This window comes from Pseudomonas sp. BNK-44-b (assembly GCF_047456245.1).
GTDB classification, from domain to species: Bacteria; Pseudomonadota; Gammaproteobacteria; order Pseudomonadales; family Pseudomonadaceae; genus Aquipseudomonas; species Aquipseudomonas machongensis.
Genome location: NZ_CP179908.1, coordinates 4,747,084 through 4,764,206 on the forward strand (window position 1 = coordinate 4,747,084; position 17,123 = coordinate 4,764,206).

General features: G+C 63.4%; 17 protein-coding genes and 1 riboswitch. Of the genes, 7 read left to right on the forward strand and 10 right to left on the reverse strand.

The genetic code is table 11. The annotated features are described in order from the left end of the window. Positions 1-101: 101 nt before the first annotated feature. From fba to tkt, 6 genes are all read right to left on the reverse strand, one after another. A complete protein-coding gene (gene fba, locus ACMGGG_RS21590) occupies positions 102-1,166 on the reverse strand; it encodes a class II fructose-bisphosphate aldolase (protein WP_009399343.1) in 1,065 nt (354 codons plus the stop codon). Between the two features lie 100 nt (positions 1,167-1,266). Then, on the reverse strand, positions 1,267-1,596 hold the full coding sequence (locus ACMGGG_RS21595) for an MliC family protein (protein WP_054895470.1): 330 nt from the start codon (positions 1,594-1,596) through the stop codon (positions 1,267-1,269). 106 nt (positions 1,597-1,702) lie between these two features. Then, positions 1,703-1,954 (reverse strand): hypothetical protein, encoded by a 252-nt coding sequence (locus tag ACMGGG_RS21600; RefSeq protein ID WP_371105668.1) that lies wholly within the window; start codon positions 1,952-1,954, stop codon positions 1,703-1,705. Continuing rightward, on the reverse strand, positions 1,954-3,117 hold the full coding sequence (locus ACMGGG_RS21605; protein ID WP_063546513.1) for a phosphoglycerate kinase: 1,164 nt from the start codon (positions 3,115-3,117) through the stop codon (positions 1,954-1,956). Before ACMGGG_RS21605 ends, ACMGGG_RS21600 begins: the two co-directional genes overlap by 1 nt. 12 nt (positions 3,118-3,129) lie before the next feature. Then, on the reverse strand, positions 3,130-4,191 hold the full coding sequence (epd, locus tag ACMGGG_RS21610; RefSeq protein WP_054895473.1) for an erythrose-4-phosphate dehydrogenase: 1,062 nt from the start codon (positions 4,189-4,191) through the stop codon (positions 3,130-3,132). Positions 4,192-4,342: 151 nt separating this feature from the next. After that, positions 4,343-6,340, reverse strand: coding sequence for a transketolase (gene tkt / locus ACMGGG_RS21615; protein ID WP_063546515.1), 1,998 nt, complete (start codon positions 6,338-6,340; stop codon positions 4,343-4,345). A 279-nt stretch (positions 6,341-6,619) separates the two neighbouring features. Between tkt and ACMGGG_RS21620 the strand changes: the two genes are divergently transcribed. The 3 genes from ACMGGG_RS21620 (at position 6,620) to ACMGGG_RS21630 (ending at position 9,421) form a co-directional block, all read left to right on the forward strand. Beyond that, a complete protein-coding gene (locus ACMGGG_RS21620; RefSeq protein ID WP_063546517.1) occupies positions 6,620-7,618 on the forward strand; it encodes a metalloregulator ArsR/SmtB family transcription factor in 999 nt (332 codons plus the stop codon). Between the two features lie 12 nt (positions 7,619-7,630). Then, positions 7,631-8,821 (forward strand): methionine adenosyltransferase, encoded by a 1,191-nt coding sequence (gene metK, locus ACMGGG_RS21625; protein WP_063546518.1) that lies wholly within the window; start codon positions 7,631-7,633, stop codon positions 8,819-8,821. Between the two features lie 204 nt (positions 8,822-9,025). Beyond that, positions 9,026-9,421, forward strand: coding sequence for a DUF1090 domain-containing protein (locus tag ACMGGG_RS21630; RefSeq protein ID WP_054894818.1), 396 nt, complete (start codon positions 9,026-9,028; stop codon positions 9,419-9,421). Positions 9,422-9,467: 46 nt separating this feature from the next. On the opposite strand, the gene ACMGGG_RS21635 is transcribed toward ACMGGG_RS21630, so the two are convergent. Further along, entirely contained in the window at positions 9,468-9,914 is a 447-nt protein-coding gene (locus ACMGGG_RS21635) for a c-type cytochrome (RefSeq protein WP_414155832.1), read from the reverse strand. A gap of 119 nt (positions 9,915-10,033) precedes the next feature. Here ACMGGG_RS21635 and ACMGGG_RS21640 point away from each other — a divergent pair, with 119 nt between their 5' ends. Further along, positions 10,034-11,185: a murein transglycosylase A gene (locus ACMGGG_RS21640; RefSeq protein ID WP_414154407.1), complete on the forward strand. Its 1,152-nt coding sequence runs from the start codon at positions 10,034-10,036 to the stop codon at positions 11,183-11,185. Positions 11,186-11,224: 39 nt separating this feature from the next. On the opposite strand, the gene ACMGGG_RS21645 is transcribed toward ACMGGG_RS21640, so the two are convergent. Together ACMGGG_RS21645 and ACMGGG_RS21650 are read right to left on the reverse strand one after the other, a co-directional pair. After that, positions 11,225-11,611, reverse strand: a complete 387-nt coding sequence (locus ACMGGG_RS21645; RefSeq protein WP_054894820.1) for an MAPEG family protein — start codon at positions 11,609-11,611, stop codon at positions 11,225-11,227. A gap of 24 nt (positions 11,612-11,635) precedes the next feature. Further along, positions 11,636-12,469: a DMT family transporter gene (locus ACMGGG_RS21650; RefSeq protein ID WP_054894821.1), complete on the reverse strand. Its 834-nt coding sequence runs from the start codon at positions 12,467-12,469 to the stop codon at positions 11,636-11,638. Positions 12,470-12,669: 200 nt separating this feature from the next. On the opposite strand from ACMGGG_RS21650, the gene ACMGGG_RS21655 reads away from it, so the two are divergent. Beyond that, the gene (locus ACMGGG_RS21655; protein ID WP_065863852.1) at positions 12,670-13,905 is read left to right on the forward strand and encodes a cation:proton antiporter; all 1,236 of its coding nucleotides are present in this window, start codon (positions 12,670-12,672) and stop codon (positions 13,903-13,905) included. Between the two features lie 58 nt (positions 13,906-13,963). On the opposite strand, the gene ACMGGG_RS21660 is transcribed toward ACMGGG_RS21655, so the two are convergent. Next, positions 13,964-14,365 (reverse strand): acyl-CoA thioesterase, encoded by a 402-nt coding sequence (locus ACMGGG_RS21660; RefSeq protein WP_054894823.1) that lies wholly within the window; start codon positions 14,363-14,365, stop codon positions 13,964-13,966. A 179-nt stretch (positions 14,366-14,544) separates the two neighbouring features. Continuing rightward, positions 14,545-14,640, forward strand: a riboswitch (S-adenosyl-L-homocysteine riboswitch). A gap of 21 nt (positions 14,641-14,661) precedes the next feature. Here ACMGGG_RS21660 and ahcY point away from each other — a divergent pair. Then, the gene (gene ahcY / locus ACMGGG_RS21665; RefSeq protein WP_414154408.1) at positions 14,662-16,071 is read left to right on the forward strand and encodes an adenosylhomocysteinase; all 1,410 of its coding nucleotides are present in this window, start codon (positions 14,662-14,664) and stop codon (positions 16,069-16,071) included. A 131-nt stretch (positions 16,072-16,202) separates the two neighbouring features. Further along, the gene (gene metF, locus ACMGGG_RS21670; protein ID WP_065863854.1) at positions 16,203-17,048 is read left to right on the forward strand and encodes a methylenetetrahydrofolate reductase [NAD(P)H]; all 846 of its coding nucleotides are present in this window, start codon (positions 16,203-16,205) and stop codon (positions 17,046-17,048) included. Positions 17,049-17,123: the final 75 nt, after the last annotated feature.

A 17,123-nucleotide genomic window follows, 5' to 3' on the forward strand; every position in this document is an offset into this window, starting at 1 on the left:
AGCCGACTAATGGTCAGAGCGCCTTGGCTTTTGCATATGTCCCACCGTCCGGCCATAAAAAAACCCGCATTTCTGCGGGTTTCTGCCAGGCCATCAGCGGATCAGTTGACCTTTGCGGCCAGCTCGCCCTTGGCGTAACGCAGGTACATCTCATCCAGCGAAACCGGCTTGATCTTCGACGCGTTGCCAGCGGTACCGAAGGCTTCGTAACGCGCGATGCAGATGTCACGCATGGCTTCGACGGTCTTGGCGAAGTACTTGCGCGGGTCGAACTCGGACTTGTTCTGCTCCAGGAAGCGACGAATCGCGCCCGTGGACGCCAGACGCAGGTCGGTGTCGATGTTGACCTTGCGCACGCCGTGCTTGATGCCTTCGACGATCTCTTCGACCGGCACGCCGTAGGTCTCTTTGATGTCGCCGCCGAACTCGTTGATGATCGCCAGCCAGTCCTGCGGAACCGACGAGGAACCGTGCATCACCAGGTGAGTGTTGGGGATACGCTGGTGGATCGCCTTGATGCGGTCGATCGCCAGGATGTCGCCGGTAGGCGGCTTGGTGAACTTGTAGGCGCCGTGGCTGGTGCCGATGGCGATGGCCAGGGCATCGACCTGGGTCTTCTTGACGAAGTCGGCAGCCTCTTCCGGGTCGGTCAGCATCTGGCTGTGGTCCAGGATGCCTTCGGCGCCGACGCCGTCTTCTTCACCGGCCTGGCCGGTTTCCAGGCTGCCCAGGCAACCCAGCTCGCCTTCCACCGATACACCGCAGGCGTGGGCGAATGCCACGGTCTGCTGGGTGACGCGCACGTTGTATTCGTAGTCGGACGGGGTCTTGCCGTCCTCGCGCAGCGAGCCGTCCATCATTACCGAGCTGAAGCCCAGCTGGATCGAACGTTGGCACACGTCAGGGCTGGTGCCGTGGTCCTGGTGCATGCACACCGGGATGTGCGGGAATTCTTCGATCGCCGCCAGGATCAGGTGACGCAGGAAGGGAGCACCGGCGTACTTGCGAGCACCGGCGGAGGCCTGGACGATGACCGGAGAGTCGGTCTTGTCGGCGGCTTCCATGATGGCGCGCATCTGCTCGAGGTTGTTGACGTTGAAAGCTGGAACGCCGTAGCCGAACTCGGCGGCGTGGTCCAGCATCTGGCGCATGCTAATGAGTGCCATTGTGTATCTCTCTCCCGACAAGCGTCGTTGTTTCGTGCAAGCCTGCCGCAGGGGCGGTTGCTGTTCAAGTAGTTGTGGACCACCGTCGCGGTCCGGCCAATCACGGTGCCTTGCAGCCCCGCCCAATCAGATCGTTGGTCGCTTCCCAGTACACCAGGCCTTCATTACCCTTGGTGTGGAAGGCAAGCACGCCATCGCTGTACAGCGCGCCCGAGGCGCCGGGCTCGGCCTTGAGCCGGTAGACCTGGTCAGCGCCGCCGAGGCGGACATCGACCGACTGCTGCGCGGCATCGGCGAAGCGCCACAGCACTTCGGCCTGGCTGTCGCAGACCCAGCGGGTCCAGTTGTCCGTCGCGGCAGGTTGCGACGGTTGCAGCAGGGAGCAGCCTGCCAGGGTCGCCAGGGCCAGTACGGCCAGCAGCGCTTTCATTGAGTATCCTCGCTTCGAAGTCGGTGGTGCGGCTTGCCCGCGAAGGCCGCACCGCCGCTCCTCTGTTCAAGACCACAAAACAGCCCATCGGTTGCCCGCTGTCCGATCAAGGGCAGCCGGGCGCCTTGCGCTGGTGTTCTTCGTCGTACTTCTCCAACCCGTCCGGCCCCAGGCGCTTGTTGATCACCGGCACCGTCTCCGCCTGCCACTGCGACTGGTAACAGCCGCCCTTTGGCTCGCCGGCGGGCTCGCTTTGCGGGGCGCCGCCACTGGAGCAGGCACCCAGCAACAAGGCCACGATCATCACAGGCAATTGCTTGACCATCAGGTCGCTCCCTTTGCCAGGCGCCGTCACTATCAGGCCTTGGCCCGTTCTTCCAGGATTGCCACGGCAGGCAGGACCTTGCCCTCGACGAATTCGAGGAACGCACCGCCACCGGTAGAAATGTAGGAGATATCAGCCCCAACGCCATACTTGTCGATGGCCGCCAGGGTGTCGCCACCACCCGCGATGGAGAACGCGGCGCTTTCGGCGATGGCCTTGGCCAGCACTTTAGTGCCGTTGCCGAACTGGTCGAACTCGAATACACCGACCGGACCGTTCCACAGGATGGTCTTCGACGACTTCAGCAGCTCGGCGAAGTTGGCGGCGGTCTGCGGGCCGATATCCAGGATCATGTCGTCGGCGGCCACGTCAGCAATAGCCTTGACGGTGGCTTCGGCGCTCTCGGCGAACTCCTTGGCAACGACCACATCGACCGGCAGCGGTACGCTGACCTTGGCGGCGATGGCCTTGGCGGTCTCGACCAGGTCAGGCTCGTACAGCGACTTGCCGACCGGGTGACCGGCCGCGGCGAGGAAGGTATTGGCGATGCCGCCGCCGACGATCAGCTGGTCGCAGACGGTCGACAGGCTGTTGAGCACGTCGAGCTTGGTCGAGACCTTGGAACCGGCAACAATGGCCGCCATGGGTTTGGCCGGCGCCTTCAGGGCCTTGCCCAGGGCGTCCAGCTCGGCCGCCAGCAGCGGGCCAGCAGCGGCGACCTTGGCGAACTTGGCTACACCGTGGGTGGAACCCTCGGCGCGGTGGGCGGTGCCGAAGGCGTCCATGACGAAAACGTCGCACAGGGCGGCGTACTTCTGCGCCAGCTCGTCGGCGTTCTTCTTCTCGCCCTTGTTGAAGCGTACGTTTTCGAACAGCACCACCTCACCGGCCTTGACCTCGACGCCGTCGAGATAGTCGGCGACCAACGGCACCGCACGGCCCAGGGCCTTGCTCAGGTAGTCGGCGACCGGCTTGAGGCTGTTTTCCTGGGAGAACTCGCCCTCGGTCGGGCGGCCCAGGTGCGAGCAGACCATCAACGCAGCACCCTTTTCCAGGGCCAGCTTGATGGTCGGCAGCGCAGCCAGGATACGCGCATCGCTCGTTACCACACCGTCCTTCACAGGCACGTTGAGGTCTTCGCGGATCAGTACGCGCTTACCTTGCAAGTCGAGGTCGGTCATCTTCAACACGGTCATGAATGCAGTCCTTCAGGGCTGTTTGCTGCGGGTTTGGTGGACGACGTGCAGATAATGTTCGGCAACGTCGAGCATACGGTTGGCGAACCCCCATTCGTTGTCGAACCAGGCCAGCAGGTTCACCAGGCGGGGGCCTGAGACGCGGGTCTGGCTGGCATCGACGATGGCCGAATGCGGGTCATGGTTGAAATCACAGCTGGCATGGGGCAGTTCGGTGTAGGCCAGCAGGCCTTTGAGCGGGCCGTCCAGCGCCGCCTCGCGCAGCACCCGGTTGACCTCGGCAGCCGTAGTGTCACGGGCAGTCTGCAGGGTGATGTCCAGGCACGAGACGTTGACGGTCGGCACGCGTACCGCTTTGGCCTGGATTCGCCCGGCAAGTTCCGGCAACAGGCGCTCGATGCCGCGCGCCAGACCAGTGGACACCGGGATCACCGACTGGAACGCCGAACGGGTACGGCGCAGGTCTTCGTGGTGGTAGGCGTCGATCACCGGCTGGTCGTTCATCGCCGAGTGGATGGTGGTGATCTGCACGTACTCGATGCCGAAAGCCTGGTCCAGCACGCGCAGCAGCGGCACACCGCAGTTGGTGGTGCAGGAGGCGTTCGAGACCAGCAGTTCGTCGCCGGTCAGGCGATGCTGGTTGATACCGTAGACCACCGTCGCATCGATATCTGCCTCGCTGGCCATCGGCTGCGAGAACAGCACGCGCGGCGCACCGGCGTCGAGAAAACGCTGGCCATCGGCGCGGGTGTTGTAGGCACCGGAGCATTCCAGCACCAGGTCGATGCCCAGCGCGGCCCAGTCGATGCCTTCAGGGGTGGCACTGCGCATGACTTTCACGCAGTCGCCATTGATATGCAGACAGTCGCCGTCAACGCTCACCTCGCCGGGGAACCGCCCGTGGGTGGAGTCGAAGCGCGTCAGGTACTCCAGGCTGGCCTGGTCGGCCAGGTCATTCAACGCAACGATCTCGAAACCGGCCTTCGCCCCCCGCTCGAACAGTGCGCGCAGGACACAGCGGCCGATGCGGCCGTAACCGTTGAGTGCAACTTTGTAGGGACGAGGGTGGGACATTCAGCGCTCACGAAACAGATCGATTGTCGTCAGTCTGCAGGATTTGCGGTGCGGCATTCGCGGGCAAGCCCGCTCCCACAAGGTCAATTGCAACCTCTGTGGGAGCGGGCTTGCCCGCGAACAAGGGCGACACCGCCCGCAGATCGTTACATCAGTCTTCCAGCAGCTCTTCGGCGGTACCCAGGATGTTCTCCAGAGTGAAGCCGAACTCCTCGAACAGCGCGGCGGCCGGGGCCGATTCGCCGTAGGTGGTCATGCCGATGACGCGGCCTTCGAGGCCGACGTACTTGTACCAGAAGTCGGCATGGGCAGCTTCGATGGCGATACGCGCACCCACTTCCAACGGCAGTACCGACTGCTTGTAGGCAGCGTCCTGGGCGTCGAACACGCTGGTGCTTGGCATCGACACGACGCGGACCTTGCGGCCCTGCTCGCTGAGCTTTTCGAATGCCTGGACCGCCAGGCCCACTTCGGAACCGGTGGCAATCAGGATCAGCTCAGGCTCGCCGGCGCAGTCCTTGAGCACGTAGCCGCCACGGGCGATGTCGGCGATCTGCTGGGCGCTGCGCTCCTGGTGCTGCAGGTTCTGACGCGAGAAGATCAGCGCCGAAGGGCCGTCCTTGCGCTCCAGGGCGGCTTTCCAGGAAACGGCCGACTCGACCGCGTCACCCGGACGCCAGGTGTCCAGGTTCGGCGTGCTGCGCAGGCTGGTCAGTTGCTCGATCGGCTGGTGAGTCGGGCCGTCTTCGCCCAGACCGATGGAGTCGTGGGTGTAGACGTGGATGACGCGCTGCTTCATCAGGGCCGACATGCGCACCGCGTTGCGGGCATATTCCATGAACATCAGGAAGGTGGCGCCATAAGGCACCAGGCCGCCGTGCAGCGCCACGCCGTTCATGATGGCGGTCATGCCGAACTCGCGCACGCCGTAGAACACGTAGTTGCCGCTGGCGTCATTGGCCTCGACGCCCTTGCACCCTTTCCACAGGGTCAGGTTGGAACCGGCCAGGTCCGCCGAACCACCGAGGAACTCGGGCAGCAGCGGGCCGAAAGCGTTGAGGGTGTTCTGGCTGGCCTTGCGGCTGGCGATGGTCTCGCCCTTGGCGGCGACTTCATTGATGTAGGCCTGGGCCTTCTCGGCGAAGTCGGCCGGCAGGTCGCCAGCAGCGCGGCGCTTGAACTCGGCGGCGAGTTCAGGGAAAGCCTTGGCGTAGGCGTCGAAACGCTGGTTCCACTCGGCTTCGGCCTTGGCACCGGCTTCCTTGGCGTCCCACTCGGCGTAGATGTCGGCCGGAATTTCGAACGGGCCGTGGTTCCAGTTCAGTTCCTTGCGGGCCAGGGCGATTTCGTCGTTGCCCAGCGGCGCGCCGTGGCAGTCTTCCTTGCCCTGCTTGTTCGGCGAGCCGAAACCGATGATGGTCTTGCAGCAGATGAGGGTCGGACGGTCGCTCTTGCGCGCGGTCTCGATCGCCATCTTGATTTCTTCGGCGTCGTGGCCGTTGACGTTGCGAATGACCTGCCAGTTGTAGGCTTCGAAACGCGCCGGGGTGTTGTCGGTGAACCAGCCGTGGACTTCGCCGTCGATGGAGATGCCGTTGTCGTCGTAGAAGGCGACCAGCTTGTTCAAGCCCAGGGTGCCGGCCAGCGAGGCGACTTCGTGGGAAATACCTTCCATCATGCAGCCATCGCCCAGGAACACGTAGGTGTTGTGGTCGACGATCTGGTGGCCTTCACGGTTGAACTGCGCTGCCAGCACTTTCTCGGCGAGGGCGAAACCGACCGCGTTGGCGATGCCCTGGCCGAGCGGGCCAGTGGTGGTCTCGACGCCTGGGGTGTAGCCATATTCCGGGTGGCCCGGGGTACGGCTGTGCAGTTGGCGGAACGCCTTCAGGTCATCGATGGACAGGTCGTAGCCGGTCAGGTGCAGCAGCGAATAGATGAGCATCGAGCCATGGCCGTTGGACAGCACGAAGCGGTCACGGTCGGCGAAATTCGGGTTGCTCGGGTTGTGCTTGAGGTAGTCGCGCCAAAGCACTTCGGCGATATCCGCCATGCCCATGGGGGCACCTGGATGGCCGCTGTTGGCCTTTTGCACGGCATCCATGCTGAGGGCACGAATGGCGTTGGCACGATCACGACGGCTGGGCATCGCTTATCTCCTGAGGCTTGAATAAGTGGTGAAACGAAAAAAGGCGGCCATTTTCGCCCACTGGGGGCCTTGGGGGCAATGACGGATGGTCGCAGTCGGGGATTTTTCCTGTGATTGGCTGGCACTTCGGGTAAAAAACGTGGGACCAGCCTCATGCTTTGCGCGAGTGAACCCGCCCACACAGCCCCCGGAGCCAGGCATCAGCCACCCATCAGGCAATATCAAAACTTTTTGATATTGCCTTGCCAGGGCAACGATGCCTGTCTAGACTGCCGCCCCATGAACCTGCGTGCGCAAGCGATACCCCAGCAAAGCGACGCACTGGCTGCCCTGTGCAAGGCCAGTGGCGATGCGCTGCGCCTGAATGTCCTGCGCGCCCTGGCCAGCGACTCGTTCGGCGTACTGGAGCTGGCGCAGATCTTCGATATCGGCCAGTCCGGCATGAGCCACCACCTTAAGGTGCTGGCCCAGGCCGAACTGGTGGCCACGCGTCGCGAAGGCAATGCGATCTTCTATCGCCGCGCCCTGCCCGACAGCCTGCGCCAGGGCGGACGCCTGCACGCGGCCCTGCTCGAAGAAGTCGACGAACTGGCCCTGCCGGACGATGTGCAGGCGCGTATTGCCCAGGTGCAGCAGCGCCGCGCGGCCACCAGCCAAGACTTTTTCCAGCGCGTCGAAGAAAAATTCCGTGCCCAGCAGGACCTGATCGCCGGCGTGCCGCAATACCGCGAAAGCCTGCTGTCCCTGCTCGACAAGCTGAGCTTTGGCAGCGACGCCAGCGCCCTGGAGGTTGGCCCCGGCGATGGCGGCTTCCTGCCCGACCTGGCGCAGCGCTTCGCCCAGGTCACGGCGATGGACAACAGCCCGACCATGCTCGAGCTGGCGCGCCAGGTCTGCGAACGTGAAGGCCTGGATAATGTAATCCTGCAGTTGGCCGATGCACTGGGTGCAACGGATGTGGAAGCCGACTGCGTTGTGCTGAACATGGTCCTGCACCATTTCAGCGACCCGGCCCTGGCCTTGCGCCTGCTGGCCAAACGGGTGAAGGCGGGCGGCAGCCTGCTGGTCACCGAGCTGTGCAGCCATGACCAGGGGTGGGCGCGGGACGCCTGCGGCGACCTCTGGCTTGGCTTCGAGCAGGACGACCTGGCCCGTTGGGCCAATGCTGCGGGGCTGATCCCCGGGGACAGCCTCTATGTTGGCTTGCGTAACGGTTTCCAGATTCAGGTCCGCCATTTCCAGCGGGCCGCTGGCGACACACACATCGGTAAATTTTAGGAACCCCTCGAGATGAGCGAATACTCCCTTTTCACTTCCGAGTCCGTGTCCGAAGGGCATCCGGACAAGATCGCCGACCAGATTTCCGACGCGGTCCTGGACGCCATCATCGCCCAGGACAAATACGCCCGCGTAGCCTGTGAAACCCTGGTCAAGACCGGTGTCGCCATCATCGCCGGCGAAGTCACCACCTCGGCCTGGGTCGATCTGGAAGACCTGGTGCGCAAGGTCATCATCGACATCGGCTACAACAGCTCCGACGTCGGCTTCGATGGCGCCACCTGCGCCGTGATGAACATCATCGGCAAGCAGTCGGTGGACATCGCCCAGGGCGTCGACCGCTCCAAGCCGGAAGACCAGGGCGCAGGCGACCAGGGCCTGATGTTCGGCTACGCCAGCAACGAAACCGAAGTGCTGATGCCTGCGCCGATCTGCTTCTCGCACCGTCTGGTCGAGCGTCAGGCCGAAGCGCGCAAGTCCAAGTTGCTGCCGTGGCTGCGCCCGGACGCCAAGTCCCAGGTCACCTGCCGCTACGAGAACGGCAAGGTGGTCGGCATCGACGCGGTGGTCCTGTCGACCCAGCACAACCCTGAAGTGTCGCAGAAAGACCTGCAGGAAGCGGTGATGGAGCTGATCGTCAAGCACACCCTGCCGGCCGAACTGCTGCACAAGGGCACCCAGTACCACATCAACCCGACCGGCAACTTCATCATCGGCGGCCCGGTGGGCGACTGCGGCCTGACCGGCCGCAAGATCATCGTCGACTCCTACGGCGGCATGGCCCGTCACGGTGGTGGCGCGTTCTCCGGCAAGGACCCGTCCAAGGTCGACCGCTCCGCCGCCTACGCCGGTCGCTACGTGGCCAAGAACATCGTCGCTGCAGGCCTGGCCGAACGTTGCGAGATCCAGGTCTCCTACGCTATCGGCGTAGCCCAGCCGACCTCCATCTCGATCAACACCTTCGGTACCGGCAAGGTGTCCGACGACAAGATCATCCAGCTGGTGCGCGAGTGCTTCGACCTGCGCCCCTACGCGATCACCACCATGCTCGACCTGCTGCACCCGATGTACCAGGAGACTGCCGCCTACGGTCACTTCGGCCGTGAGCCGCAGCAGAAGACCGTGGGTGACGACACCTTCACCACCTTCACCTGGGAGCGCACCGACCGCGCCGCCACCCTGCGCGACGCTGCCGGCCTGTAAACACCCGGCCTGACAAAAGCCCCTGGCGAGTGATCGACAGGGGCTTTTTCGTTTCCAGAAATTACTGCAAGTCCGTGTAATGCACTGATTACGTAGGTACTTTCCTCTTCTTGCCAGCGATCAGTCCATTGCGGTTTCCAAATGGGCAAAATCAGGGCAGGATTTCCCTTTTTGCCGCCCTGCCCTGAAAAGAGGCTCTAGTTCATGAAATCAGTTTCCACGCTCGTTCTGCTGGCTGCCGTCGGCCTGGCCGCCGGCCCCTTGCAGGCCGCCCAGCCCGAGCCCGGTCTCACCGGCTGCGCCGCCAAGCGCAGCGCCATCGAAAACCAGTTGAGCGAAGCCCGCGCGCACAACAACAGTGCCCAGGTCGCAGGCCTGGAAAAAGCCCTGAGCGAAGTCACGGCCAACTGCACCGATAGCAGCCTGCGCAAGGAGCGCGAGCAGAAGGTGCTCGACGCCCGGCATGAAGTGAACCAGCGCACCAAGGACCTGGACAAGGCCATGAAGAAGGGCGACTCGGAGAAGATCAACAAGCGCAAGGAAAAGCTCGCCGACGCCAAGAAGGAACTGCAGGAAGCGGTCGACGAACTCGAGCGCTGAGGCCAACGGCAAACGCGGTCGCTCCCACACAGGGCACCGCAGACCATCAATGATTGCGAAACTCGGTATGACAGGCCTTGCACGCAGCCTCGACGCGGTCCATCGGTGCCTTCAGCCCAGCAGCATCCAATGGCTGGCTGCGGGTCACACCGACCAGGTCGCCGGTAACGCTCTCGAGCTGGCGGGCCAGGTCATGAAAACGCGCCTGGCGCTCCCAGACCTCAGGCCGGGCGCTGCTATCTCCCCCGTCACGAGCCTGCGGGAAGTGCTGCCAGGGTTCGTGGGCCAGGGTATCGAGCTTTACCGCCCCTTCGGCGAACCTCCCCCCATCGAACGGCAAGCGGCCGCGCAACATGCCGCCCAGGTCTTCGCTGGTCTTGAGCATGTCCTTGAAGATTGCCTTGCGCTGGCCCAATGGCGAGTTCGGATCGACACGCTCGCAAGCGGTCAGCGTCAGGGTGGCGAGCAGTACTACGGTCAATCGCTTGAACATCACGGTCTCTTCGGCCTGCATGAACGGGCCGCCAGTATCGCCGCCCGTCGGGCAAAGACCAATAGCCACACAAAAGACAAGGGCGAATGTTCATCTCCGCCCATAACAGGACCCCGCTTATGAAATCTGCTTTGCGCCCTCTGGCCTGGGTGCTCCCGGCCTTGGCCCTGCTGGCCGGCTGCAACGGCGGCGAGGGCACCAAGCCCGAGCCCCACGCCATCGCCACCTATGCCGGTGCCACCTGGCAAGATTTGCCGAGCGTCACTGACAGCGACCTGGTCGCAGGCTTCCAGGCCTGGCGCAACGGCTGCGAGAAACTCAAGCGCGACCCGGTCTGGGCTGCGACGTGCAGCGCGGCGGCTGCGGTGCCGGGCGATCCGGCCCAGGTACGTGCCTTCCTGCAACAGAACCTGCAGGTCTACGGCCTGCGCTCCGCCGAGAACAACGCCAACGGCCTGATCACCGGTTACTACGAACCGGTCTACCCAGGCAGCCTGACGCGCACGGCACAAGCCCAGGTCCCCGTCTATGGCACTCCCGACGACATGATCGTGGTCGACCTGGCCAGCGTATACCCGGAGCTCAAGGGCAAACGCCTTCGCGGTCGTATCGAAGGTCGTGTGCTCAAGCCCTACGACACCGCCGAAGTGATCAACCGCCAGGGTGTGAAGGCGCCGGTGCTGGCCTGGCTGACCGACCCGATGGACCTGCAGTTCCTGCAGATCCAGGGCTCCGGTCGCGTGCAACTGGAGAGCGGCCGCCAGCTGCGCCTGGGCTACGCCGACCAGAACGGCCACCCTTACCGACCGATCGGCCGCTGGCTGGTGGACCAGGGCCAGTTGAAGAAAGAAGACGTGACCATGGGCAGCATCCACGCCTGGGCCCAGGCCAACCCACAGCGGGTGCCGGAGCTTCTGGCAAGCAACCCGAGCTATGTGTTCTTCGCAGCAGGCCCCGACAGCGACGAAGGCCCGCGCGGCTCGCTCAACGTGCCATTGACCGCGGGCTACAGCGTGGCCATCGACCGCAAGGTGATTCCGCTGGGCAGCCTGCTGTGGCTGTCCACCACCCGGCCGGATGGCTCGCCGGTGGTGCGCCCGGTAGGTGCGCAGGACACCGGCGGCGCGATCACCGGCGAGGTGCGCGCCGACCTGTTCTGGGGGACCGGCCCCGAGGCCGGCGAGCTGGCTGGGAACATGAAGCAACAGGGGCAGATCTGGATGCTGTGGCCCAAGGGGGCTGCGCTGCCTGAAGTGCCGAAGGTGCCGTGATCGGGGGTTGAGCTATCGCGGGGCAAGCCCGCGATGGCTTCACGCCGATACGACGAACAACGACACGATCAACGCCAACCCGGCGAACCACACCAGCGAGCGCAACGCCGCCCAGTCCGCCAGGTAGCAGATGATGTACAGCAGGCGGCTGGTGATATACAGCACCGCCAGCACATCCTGGGTCACCTGCTCGGCGTTGCCGACGATATCCGCCACCAGCACCGCTGCGGCAAAGGCTGGAAACGCCTCGTAGCCGTTCTGCTGCGCCGCATTGGCGCGCCGAGGCAGGCCCGAGAGCGTGTCGAGAAAGGCTCGCGGATCATGGTTGTCGCTCAAGCCAAAACGGCCACTGGCGACTTTGGCAATCAATGCGCACAAAGGCGGCAGGACCAGGGCGATCAGGATGCACCACAGGGCAACGGTCATGGACAGGCTCCTCGTTCAGAAAGGTCAGAGCTTCATCACCAGCATGCCTGCCAGGACCAGCCCGCAAGCTAGGAGTCTCGGGCCGCCAAAAGGTTCTTTGAGATAGCGCATGCCCAACAGCACCACCAGGATCACACTGACCTCCCGCAGCGCCGCCGCCTCCGCCACCGACCCCAGATGCATGGCCCACAACACCAGGGCATAACTCAGCAATACACACAGCCCGACCGCCAACCCGAGTCGCCATTGGCTGCGCCAGAACAGCACGAAGGGTGCACGTCGGGCCACGCCCGCCAGCACCGGGAACGGCCAGGCACTCAGCAGAGTGAGCCAGACCAGGTAGTCCCACGGTTTACCCCACAGGCGCACCGCCTGGCCGTCGAACCAGGTGTAACAGCCGATGCACAGGCCGATCAGCGCCACCACCGGCAGCATCGACCAGGGCAACCGATCACCGCCACCGCCCTGCCAGAGCAGACAAGCCATGCCGCAGGGGATCAGCAGGATGCCAATGATCTGCTGGCCGCTCAGCGACTCACCGGCGAAAGCCAGGGTCAGCCCCAGTACCACCAGCGGCGACAATCCACGCATCAGAGGATAGACCAGGCCCAGGTCACCGACCCGGTAGGCCTTGATCAGCAGGACACGATAGACCTGCTCGGCCAGCGCCGAGGCCAGCAGCCACGGCCAGATCGCGGCCGGAGGGGGCTCGACGAACGCCACCGCGAGCACCGCGAAGACCAGCGCCACCGCGTCCATGCTGGCGATCACCAGCAGGCGTTCTGCGCTGAACTTGATGAGGGTGTTCCAGGTGGCATGCAGCAGGGCAGCGATCAGGACGAGGGAAGTTGCCAGCACGCGGAAGGTTCCTTGAACAAGACTCGCGTCACTATATACGCGATCCGGGCAGCGCCTGTAGGCGCGGCTTCAGCCGTGAATTGAGGAACGATCCTGATAATTCCGGTCATAAGGTGTGTCCCGAGTGCTCCGTCAGGCCATCAAAGAACTGCCCGAGCTGTTCGGGTTACGACTTGGAAGCCATTGTCACAGGATTCAGGATGCTTGAATTAGTTGCCGCGTTCATCTGCCTTACCACCCTCCTCACCTATGTGAACTACCGTTTCATCGGCCTGCCGCCCGCCATCGGCGTGATGGTCACCGCCCTGCTGTTCTCACTGATCCTGCAAGGCCTGAGCCTGATCGGCTTTCCCGGCCTGGAGGAACGCGTCGAAGGCTTGATGAACCAGATCGACTTCAATGACCTGCTGATGCACTGGATGCTGTCGTTCCTGCTGTTCGCGGGCGCGTTGCACGTCAACCTCGGCGACCTGCGCAGCTACCGCTGGCCAATCGGCCTGCTCGCCACCATCGGCGTTCTGATCGCTACCGTGGTAATCGGCTATCTCGCCCACTGGGTGTTCGCGATGTTCGGCTGGGACGTACCGCTGATCTACTGCCTGCTCTTCGGCGCGCTGATCTCGCCGACCGACCCCATCGCGGTGCTCGGTGCACTGCGTACCGCCAACGCCTCCAAACCGCTGAAGACCACCATCGTCGGTGAGTCGCTGTTCAACGACGGCACCGCGGTGGTGGTGTTCACCGTGCTGCTGGGCATCATTCAGCTCGGCGAGACGCCAAGCGTTTCCGACACCGCCATCCTGTTCGCCCGCGAAGCCGTAGGCGGCGTGGTGTTCGGTGGGCTGATCGGCTACGCCACCTACCGCATGATCAAGAGCATCGAGCAGTATCAGGTGGAGGTGATGCTGACCTTGGCACTGGTGATCGGTGGCTCGGCCATGTGCTACGAACTGCACGTGTCGGCGCCGATCGCCATGGTGGTAGCCGGCCTGATCATCGGCAACCTGGGGCGTAACCTGGCGATGAACGACATGACCCGTCGTTACATGGACGGTTTCTGGGAGCTGATCGACGACATGCTCAACGCCCTGCTCTTCGCCCTGATCGGCCTGGAGCTGTTGCTGCTGCCGTTCAACTGGCTGCACCTGGCAGCGGGTGGCGTGCTTGCGGTCGCGGTGCTGGCATCGCGCCTGTTGACCGTGGCACCAGCCATCGTCTTGCTGCGGCGCTGGCGCGAGGTGCCGCGTGGCACGGTGCGGGTACTGACCTGGGGAGGCTTGCGCGGGGGTGTATCGGTGGCCCTGGCGCTGTCGCTGCCGGTGGGTGACGAACGCGACCTGTTGCTGTCGATCACCTACATCGTGGTGCTGTCGTCGATCCTGGTGCAGGGGCTGACAATCGGCAAGGTGGTGCGACGGGTAAGCGCCCAGCCGTGATTACGATGGCGCGCACTTGGCGGGCAAGCGCGCGAAGTGCGCCGCACGGTTTCCAGCTCTACTCCACCGCCGAATCCGGGAACTGATCCTGGATGTACTTGATCTCGGTGCGCCCGTGCGGTGCCGGCAGGCCATCCTCGCCCAGATTGACGAAGACCATCTTGTCGACGGTGAGGATACTCTTGCGGGTGATCTTGTTGCGCACTTCGCACTGCAGGGTGATCGAGGTGCGACCGAACTCGGTGGCGGTGATACCCAGCTCGATGATCTCGCCCTGGCGCGAGGCGCTGACGAAGTTGATCTCGGAAATATACTTGGTCACCACCCGCTGGTTGCCCAACTGGACGATGGCGTAGATCGCCGCTTCCTCGTCGATCCAGCGCAACAGGCTGCCACCGAACAAGGTGCCGTTGGGATTGAGGTCTTCGGGTTTTACCCATTTGCGCGTGTGGAAATTCATTACAACTCCTGACGTGCCTGACTGACGTGGGGTAATGATGGCAGACCCGCCGGTCAGCCTCCATTGAACATCGACTATCGTCGCGATAAATCGACAGAAAGTCTTGGGTGTGTCACACGGGCGCGGCTATAATCTCGCCGTTTTCCAATGGCCACCCGCTGCGGTGGTCATCCCGCCACCTGTCCGAGGGGCGCTGCAGCAGGTTCACCTGTCAGGCTCGGATGGGGCGTTGTCCGCTGCTGCGGACGCTCAACGCACAACGGCGCCCATTCGCACACTACGAATGGAGGCTCTTCATGAGCGCTGTAAACACGCCCGCTGGTTTTTCCGACTTCAAGGTCGCCGACATCTCCCTGGCCGACTGGGGCCGCAAGGAAGTCATCATCGCCGAATCGGAAATGCCCGCACTGATGGGCCTGCGCCGCAAGTATCAAGCCGAGCAACCGCTCAAGGGCGCGAAGATCATCGGCTGCATCCACATGACCATCCAGACCGCCGTGCTGATCGAGACCCTGATCGCCCTGGGCGCCGAAGTGCGCTGGTCGTCCTGCAACATCTTCTCCACCCAGGACCAGGCTGCTGCCGCCATCGCCGCTGCCGGTATCCCGGTGTTCGCCTGGAAAGGCGAAACCGAGCAGGAGTACGAGTGGTGCATCGAGCAGACCATCCTGAAAGATGGCCAGCCCTGGGACGCCAACATGGTTCTGGACGACGGCGGTGACCTGACCGAAATCCTGCACAAGAAATACCCGGCCATGCTGGACAAGATCCACGGCGTGACCGAAGAGACCACCACTGGCGTGCACCGCCTGCTGGACATGCTGGCCAAAGGCGAGCTGAAAGTCCCGGCGATCAACGTCAACGACTCGGTCACCAAGAGCAAGAACGACAACAAGTACGGCTGCCGTCACAGCCTGAACGACGCCATCAAGCGCGGCACCGACCACCTGCTGTCGGGCAAGCAGGCCCTGGTGATCGGCTACGGCGACGTGGGCAAGGGCTCGGCCCAGTCCCTGCGTCAGGAAGGCATGATCGTCAAGGTCACCGAAGTCGACCCGATCTGCGCCATGCAGGCCTGCATGGACGGCTTCGAAGTGGTTTCGCCGTTCAAGGACGGTATCAACACCGGCACCGAAGCCGGCATCAACAAGGACCTGCTGGGCCGCATCGACCTGATCGTCACCACCACCGGTAACGTCAACGTCTGCGACGCCAACATGCTCAAGGCCCTGAAAAAGCGCGCAGTGGTCTGCAACATCGGTCACTTCGACAACGAGATCGACACCGCCTTCATGCGCAAGAACTGGGCATGGGAAGAGGTCAAGCCACAGGTGCACAAGATCCACCGCACCGGCGCCGGCACCTTCGATCCGCAGAATGACGACTACCTGATCCTGCTGGCCGAAGGCCGTCTGGTGAACCTGGGCAATGCCACCGGCCACCCGAGCCGCATCATGGACGGCTCGTTCGCCAACCAGGTACTGGCGCAGATCTTCCTGTTCGAGCAGAAGTTCGCCGAGCTGCCAGTTGCGAAGAAGGCCGAGCGCCTGACCGTCGAAGTGCTGCCCAAGAAGCTCGACGAAGAAGTGGCCCTGGAAATGGTCCGCGGCTTCGGCGGTGTAGTCACCCAGCTGACCCCACAGCAGGCCGAGTACATCGGCGTGACTGTCGAAGGCCCGTTCAAGCCCGACGCGTACCGCTACTAAGCGGCGTGCGGCGCGCACTGCGCGCCGCAGCAGCGCAAGGATCTGAACGACGCCCAAGCCAGATCGGCCATCACCGATCTGGCTTTTATTTGCAGCTTGGCGCTTGAAGCACGCTGCCAGAGGAACGACCGATGTCCCAGGAACGCCGCTACAGTTTCGAGTTCTTCCCGACCAAGACCGATGCCGGTCACGAAAAACTCATGGCCGTTGCCCGTCAGCTGGCCACCTATAACCCCGACTTCTTCTCCTGCACCTACGGCGCTGGCGGCTCGACTCGCGACCGCACGCTGAACACCGTGCTGCAACTGGAAAACGAAGTGAAGGTCCCGGCAGCCCCGCACCTGTCGTGCGTCGGCGACAGCAAGGACGACCTGCGCGCCCTGATCGCCGAATACAAGGCGGCCGGAATCAAGCGCATCGTCGCCCTGCGCGGTGACCTGCCATCCGGCATGGGCATGGCCAGTGGCGAATTGCGCCATGCCAGCGACCTGGTCGAGTTCATCCGCCAGGAAACCGGTGACCACTTCCACCTGGAAGTTGCCGCCTACCCCGAAATGCACCCGCAGGCGCACAACTTCGAGGACGACCTGGCCAACTTCGTACACAAGGTCAAGGCCGGTGCCGACAGCGCCATCACCCAGTACTTCTTCAACGCCGACAGCTACTTCTACTTCGTCGAGCGCGTACAGAAGCTGGGCGTGGATATTCCGGTAGTGCCCGGCATCATGCCGATCACCAACTACAGCAAGCTGGCGCGCTTCTCCGACGCCTGTGGTGCCGAGATTCCGCGCTGGATCCGCAAGCAGCTGGAAGCCTACGGCGACGATGCCGCCAGCATCCAGGCATTCGGTGAGGAAGTGATCAGCAAGATGTGCGAAGAGCTGCTGCAAGGCGGTGCGCCGGGCCTGCACTTCTACACGCTGAACCAGGCCGAGCCGAGCTTGGCGATCTGGAACAACCTCAAGCTGCCGCGCTGAAACCTTTTGGTAACAATAGCTTAAGCAATGATTAAGGCTCCGAACGTAGATTGGAGCCTTGATCATTCAAGCTGA

What these genes read in the sequence shown, in the direction of transcription:
- fba (WP_009399343.1), bottom strand. Translation starts at nt 1,166, where the DNA reads ATGGCACTCATTAGCATGCGCCAGATGCTGGACCACGCCGCCGAGTTC.
- ACMGGG_RS21595 (WP_054895470.1), bottom strand. Translation starts at nt 1,596, where the DNA reads ATGAAAGCGCTGCTGGCCGTACTGGCCCTGGCGACCCTGGCAGGCTGC.
- ACMGGG_RS21605 (WP_063546513.1), bottom strand. Translation starts at nt 3,117, where the DNA reads ATGACCGTGTTGAAGATGACCGACCTCGACTTGCAAGGTAAGCGCGTA.
- epd (WP_054895473.1), bottom strand. Translation starts at nt 4,191, where the DNA reads ATGTCCCACCCTCGTCCCTACAAAGTTGCACTCAACGGTTACGGCCGC.
- tkt (WP_063546515.1), bottom strand. Translation starts at nt 6,340, where the DNA reads ATGCCCAGCCGTCGTGATCGTGCCAACGCCATTCGTGCCCTCAGCATG.
- ACMGGG_RS21620 (WP_063546517.1), top strand. Translation starts at nt 6,620, where the DNA reads ATGAACCTGCGTGCGCAAGCGATACCCCAGCAAAGCGACGCACTGGCT.
- metK (WP_063546518.1), top strand. Translation starts at nt 7,631, where the DNA reads ATGAGCGAATACTCCCTTTTCACTTCCGAGTCCGTGTCCGAAGGGCAT.
- ACMGGG_RS21630 (WP_054894818.1), top strand. Translation starts at nt 9,026, where the DNA reads ATGAAATCAGTTTCCACGCTCGTTCTGCTGGCTGCCGTCGGCCTGGCC.
- ACMGGG_RS21635 (WP_414155832.1), bottom strand. Translation starts at nt 9,914, where the DNA reads ATGTTCAAGCGATTGACCGTAGTACTGCTCGCCACCCTGACGCTGACC.
- ACMGGG_RS21640 (WP_414154407.1), top strand. Translation starts at nt 10,034, where the DNA reads ATGAAATCTGCTTTGCGCCCTCTGGCCTGGGTGCTCCCGGCCTTGGCC.
- ACMGGG_RS21645 (WP_054894820.1), bottom strand. Translation starts at nt 11,611, where the DNA reads ATGACCGTTGCCCTGTGGTGCATCCTGATCGCCCTGGTCCTGCCGCCT.
- ACMGGG_RS21655 (WP_065863852.1), top strand. Translation starts at nt 12,670, where the DNA reads ATGCTTGAATTAGTTGCCGCGTTCATCTGCCTTACCACCCTCCTCACC.
- ACMGGG_RS21660 (WP_054894823.1), bottom strand. Translation starts at nt 14,365, where the DNA reads ATGAATTTCCACACGCGCAAATGGGTAAAACCCGAAGACCTCAATCCC.
- ahcY (WP_414154408.1), top strand. Translation starts at nt 14,662, where the DNA reads ATGAGCGCTGTAAACACGCCCGCTGGTTTTTCCGACTTCAAGGTCGCC.
- metF (WP_065863854.1), top strand. Translation starts at nt 16,203, where the DNA reads ATGTCCCAGGAACGCCGCTACAGTTTCGAGTTCTTCCCGACCAAGACC.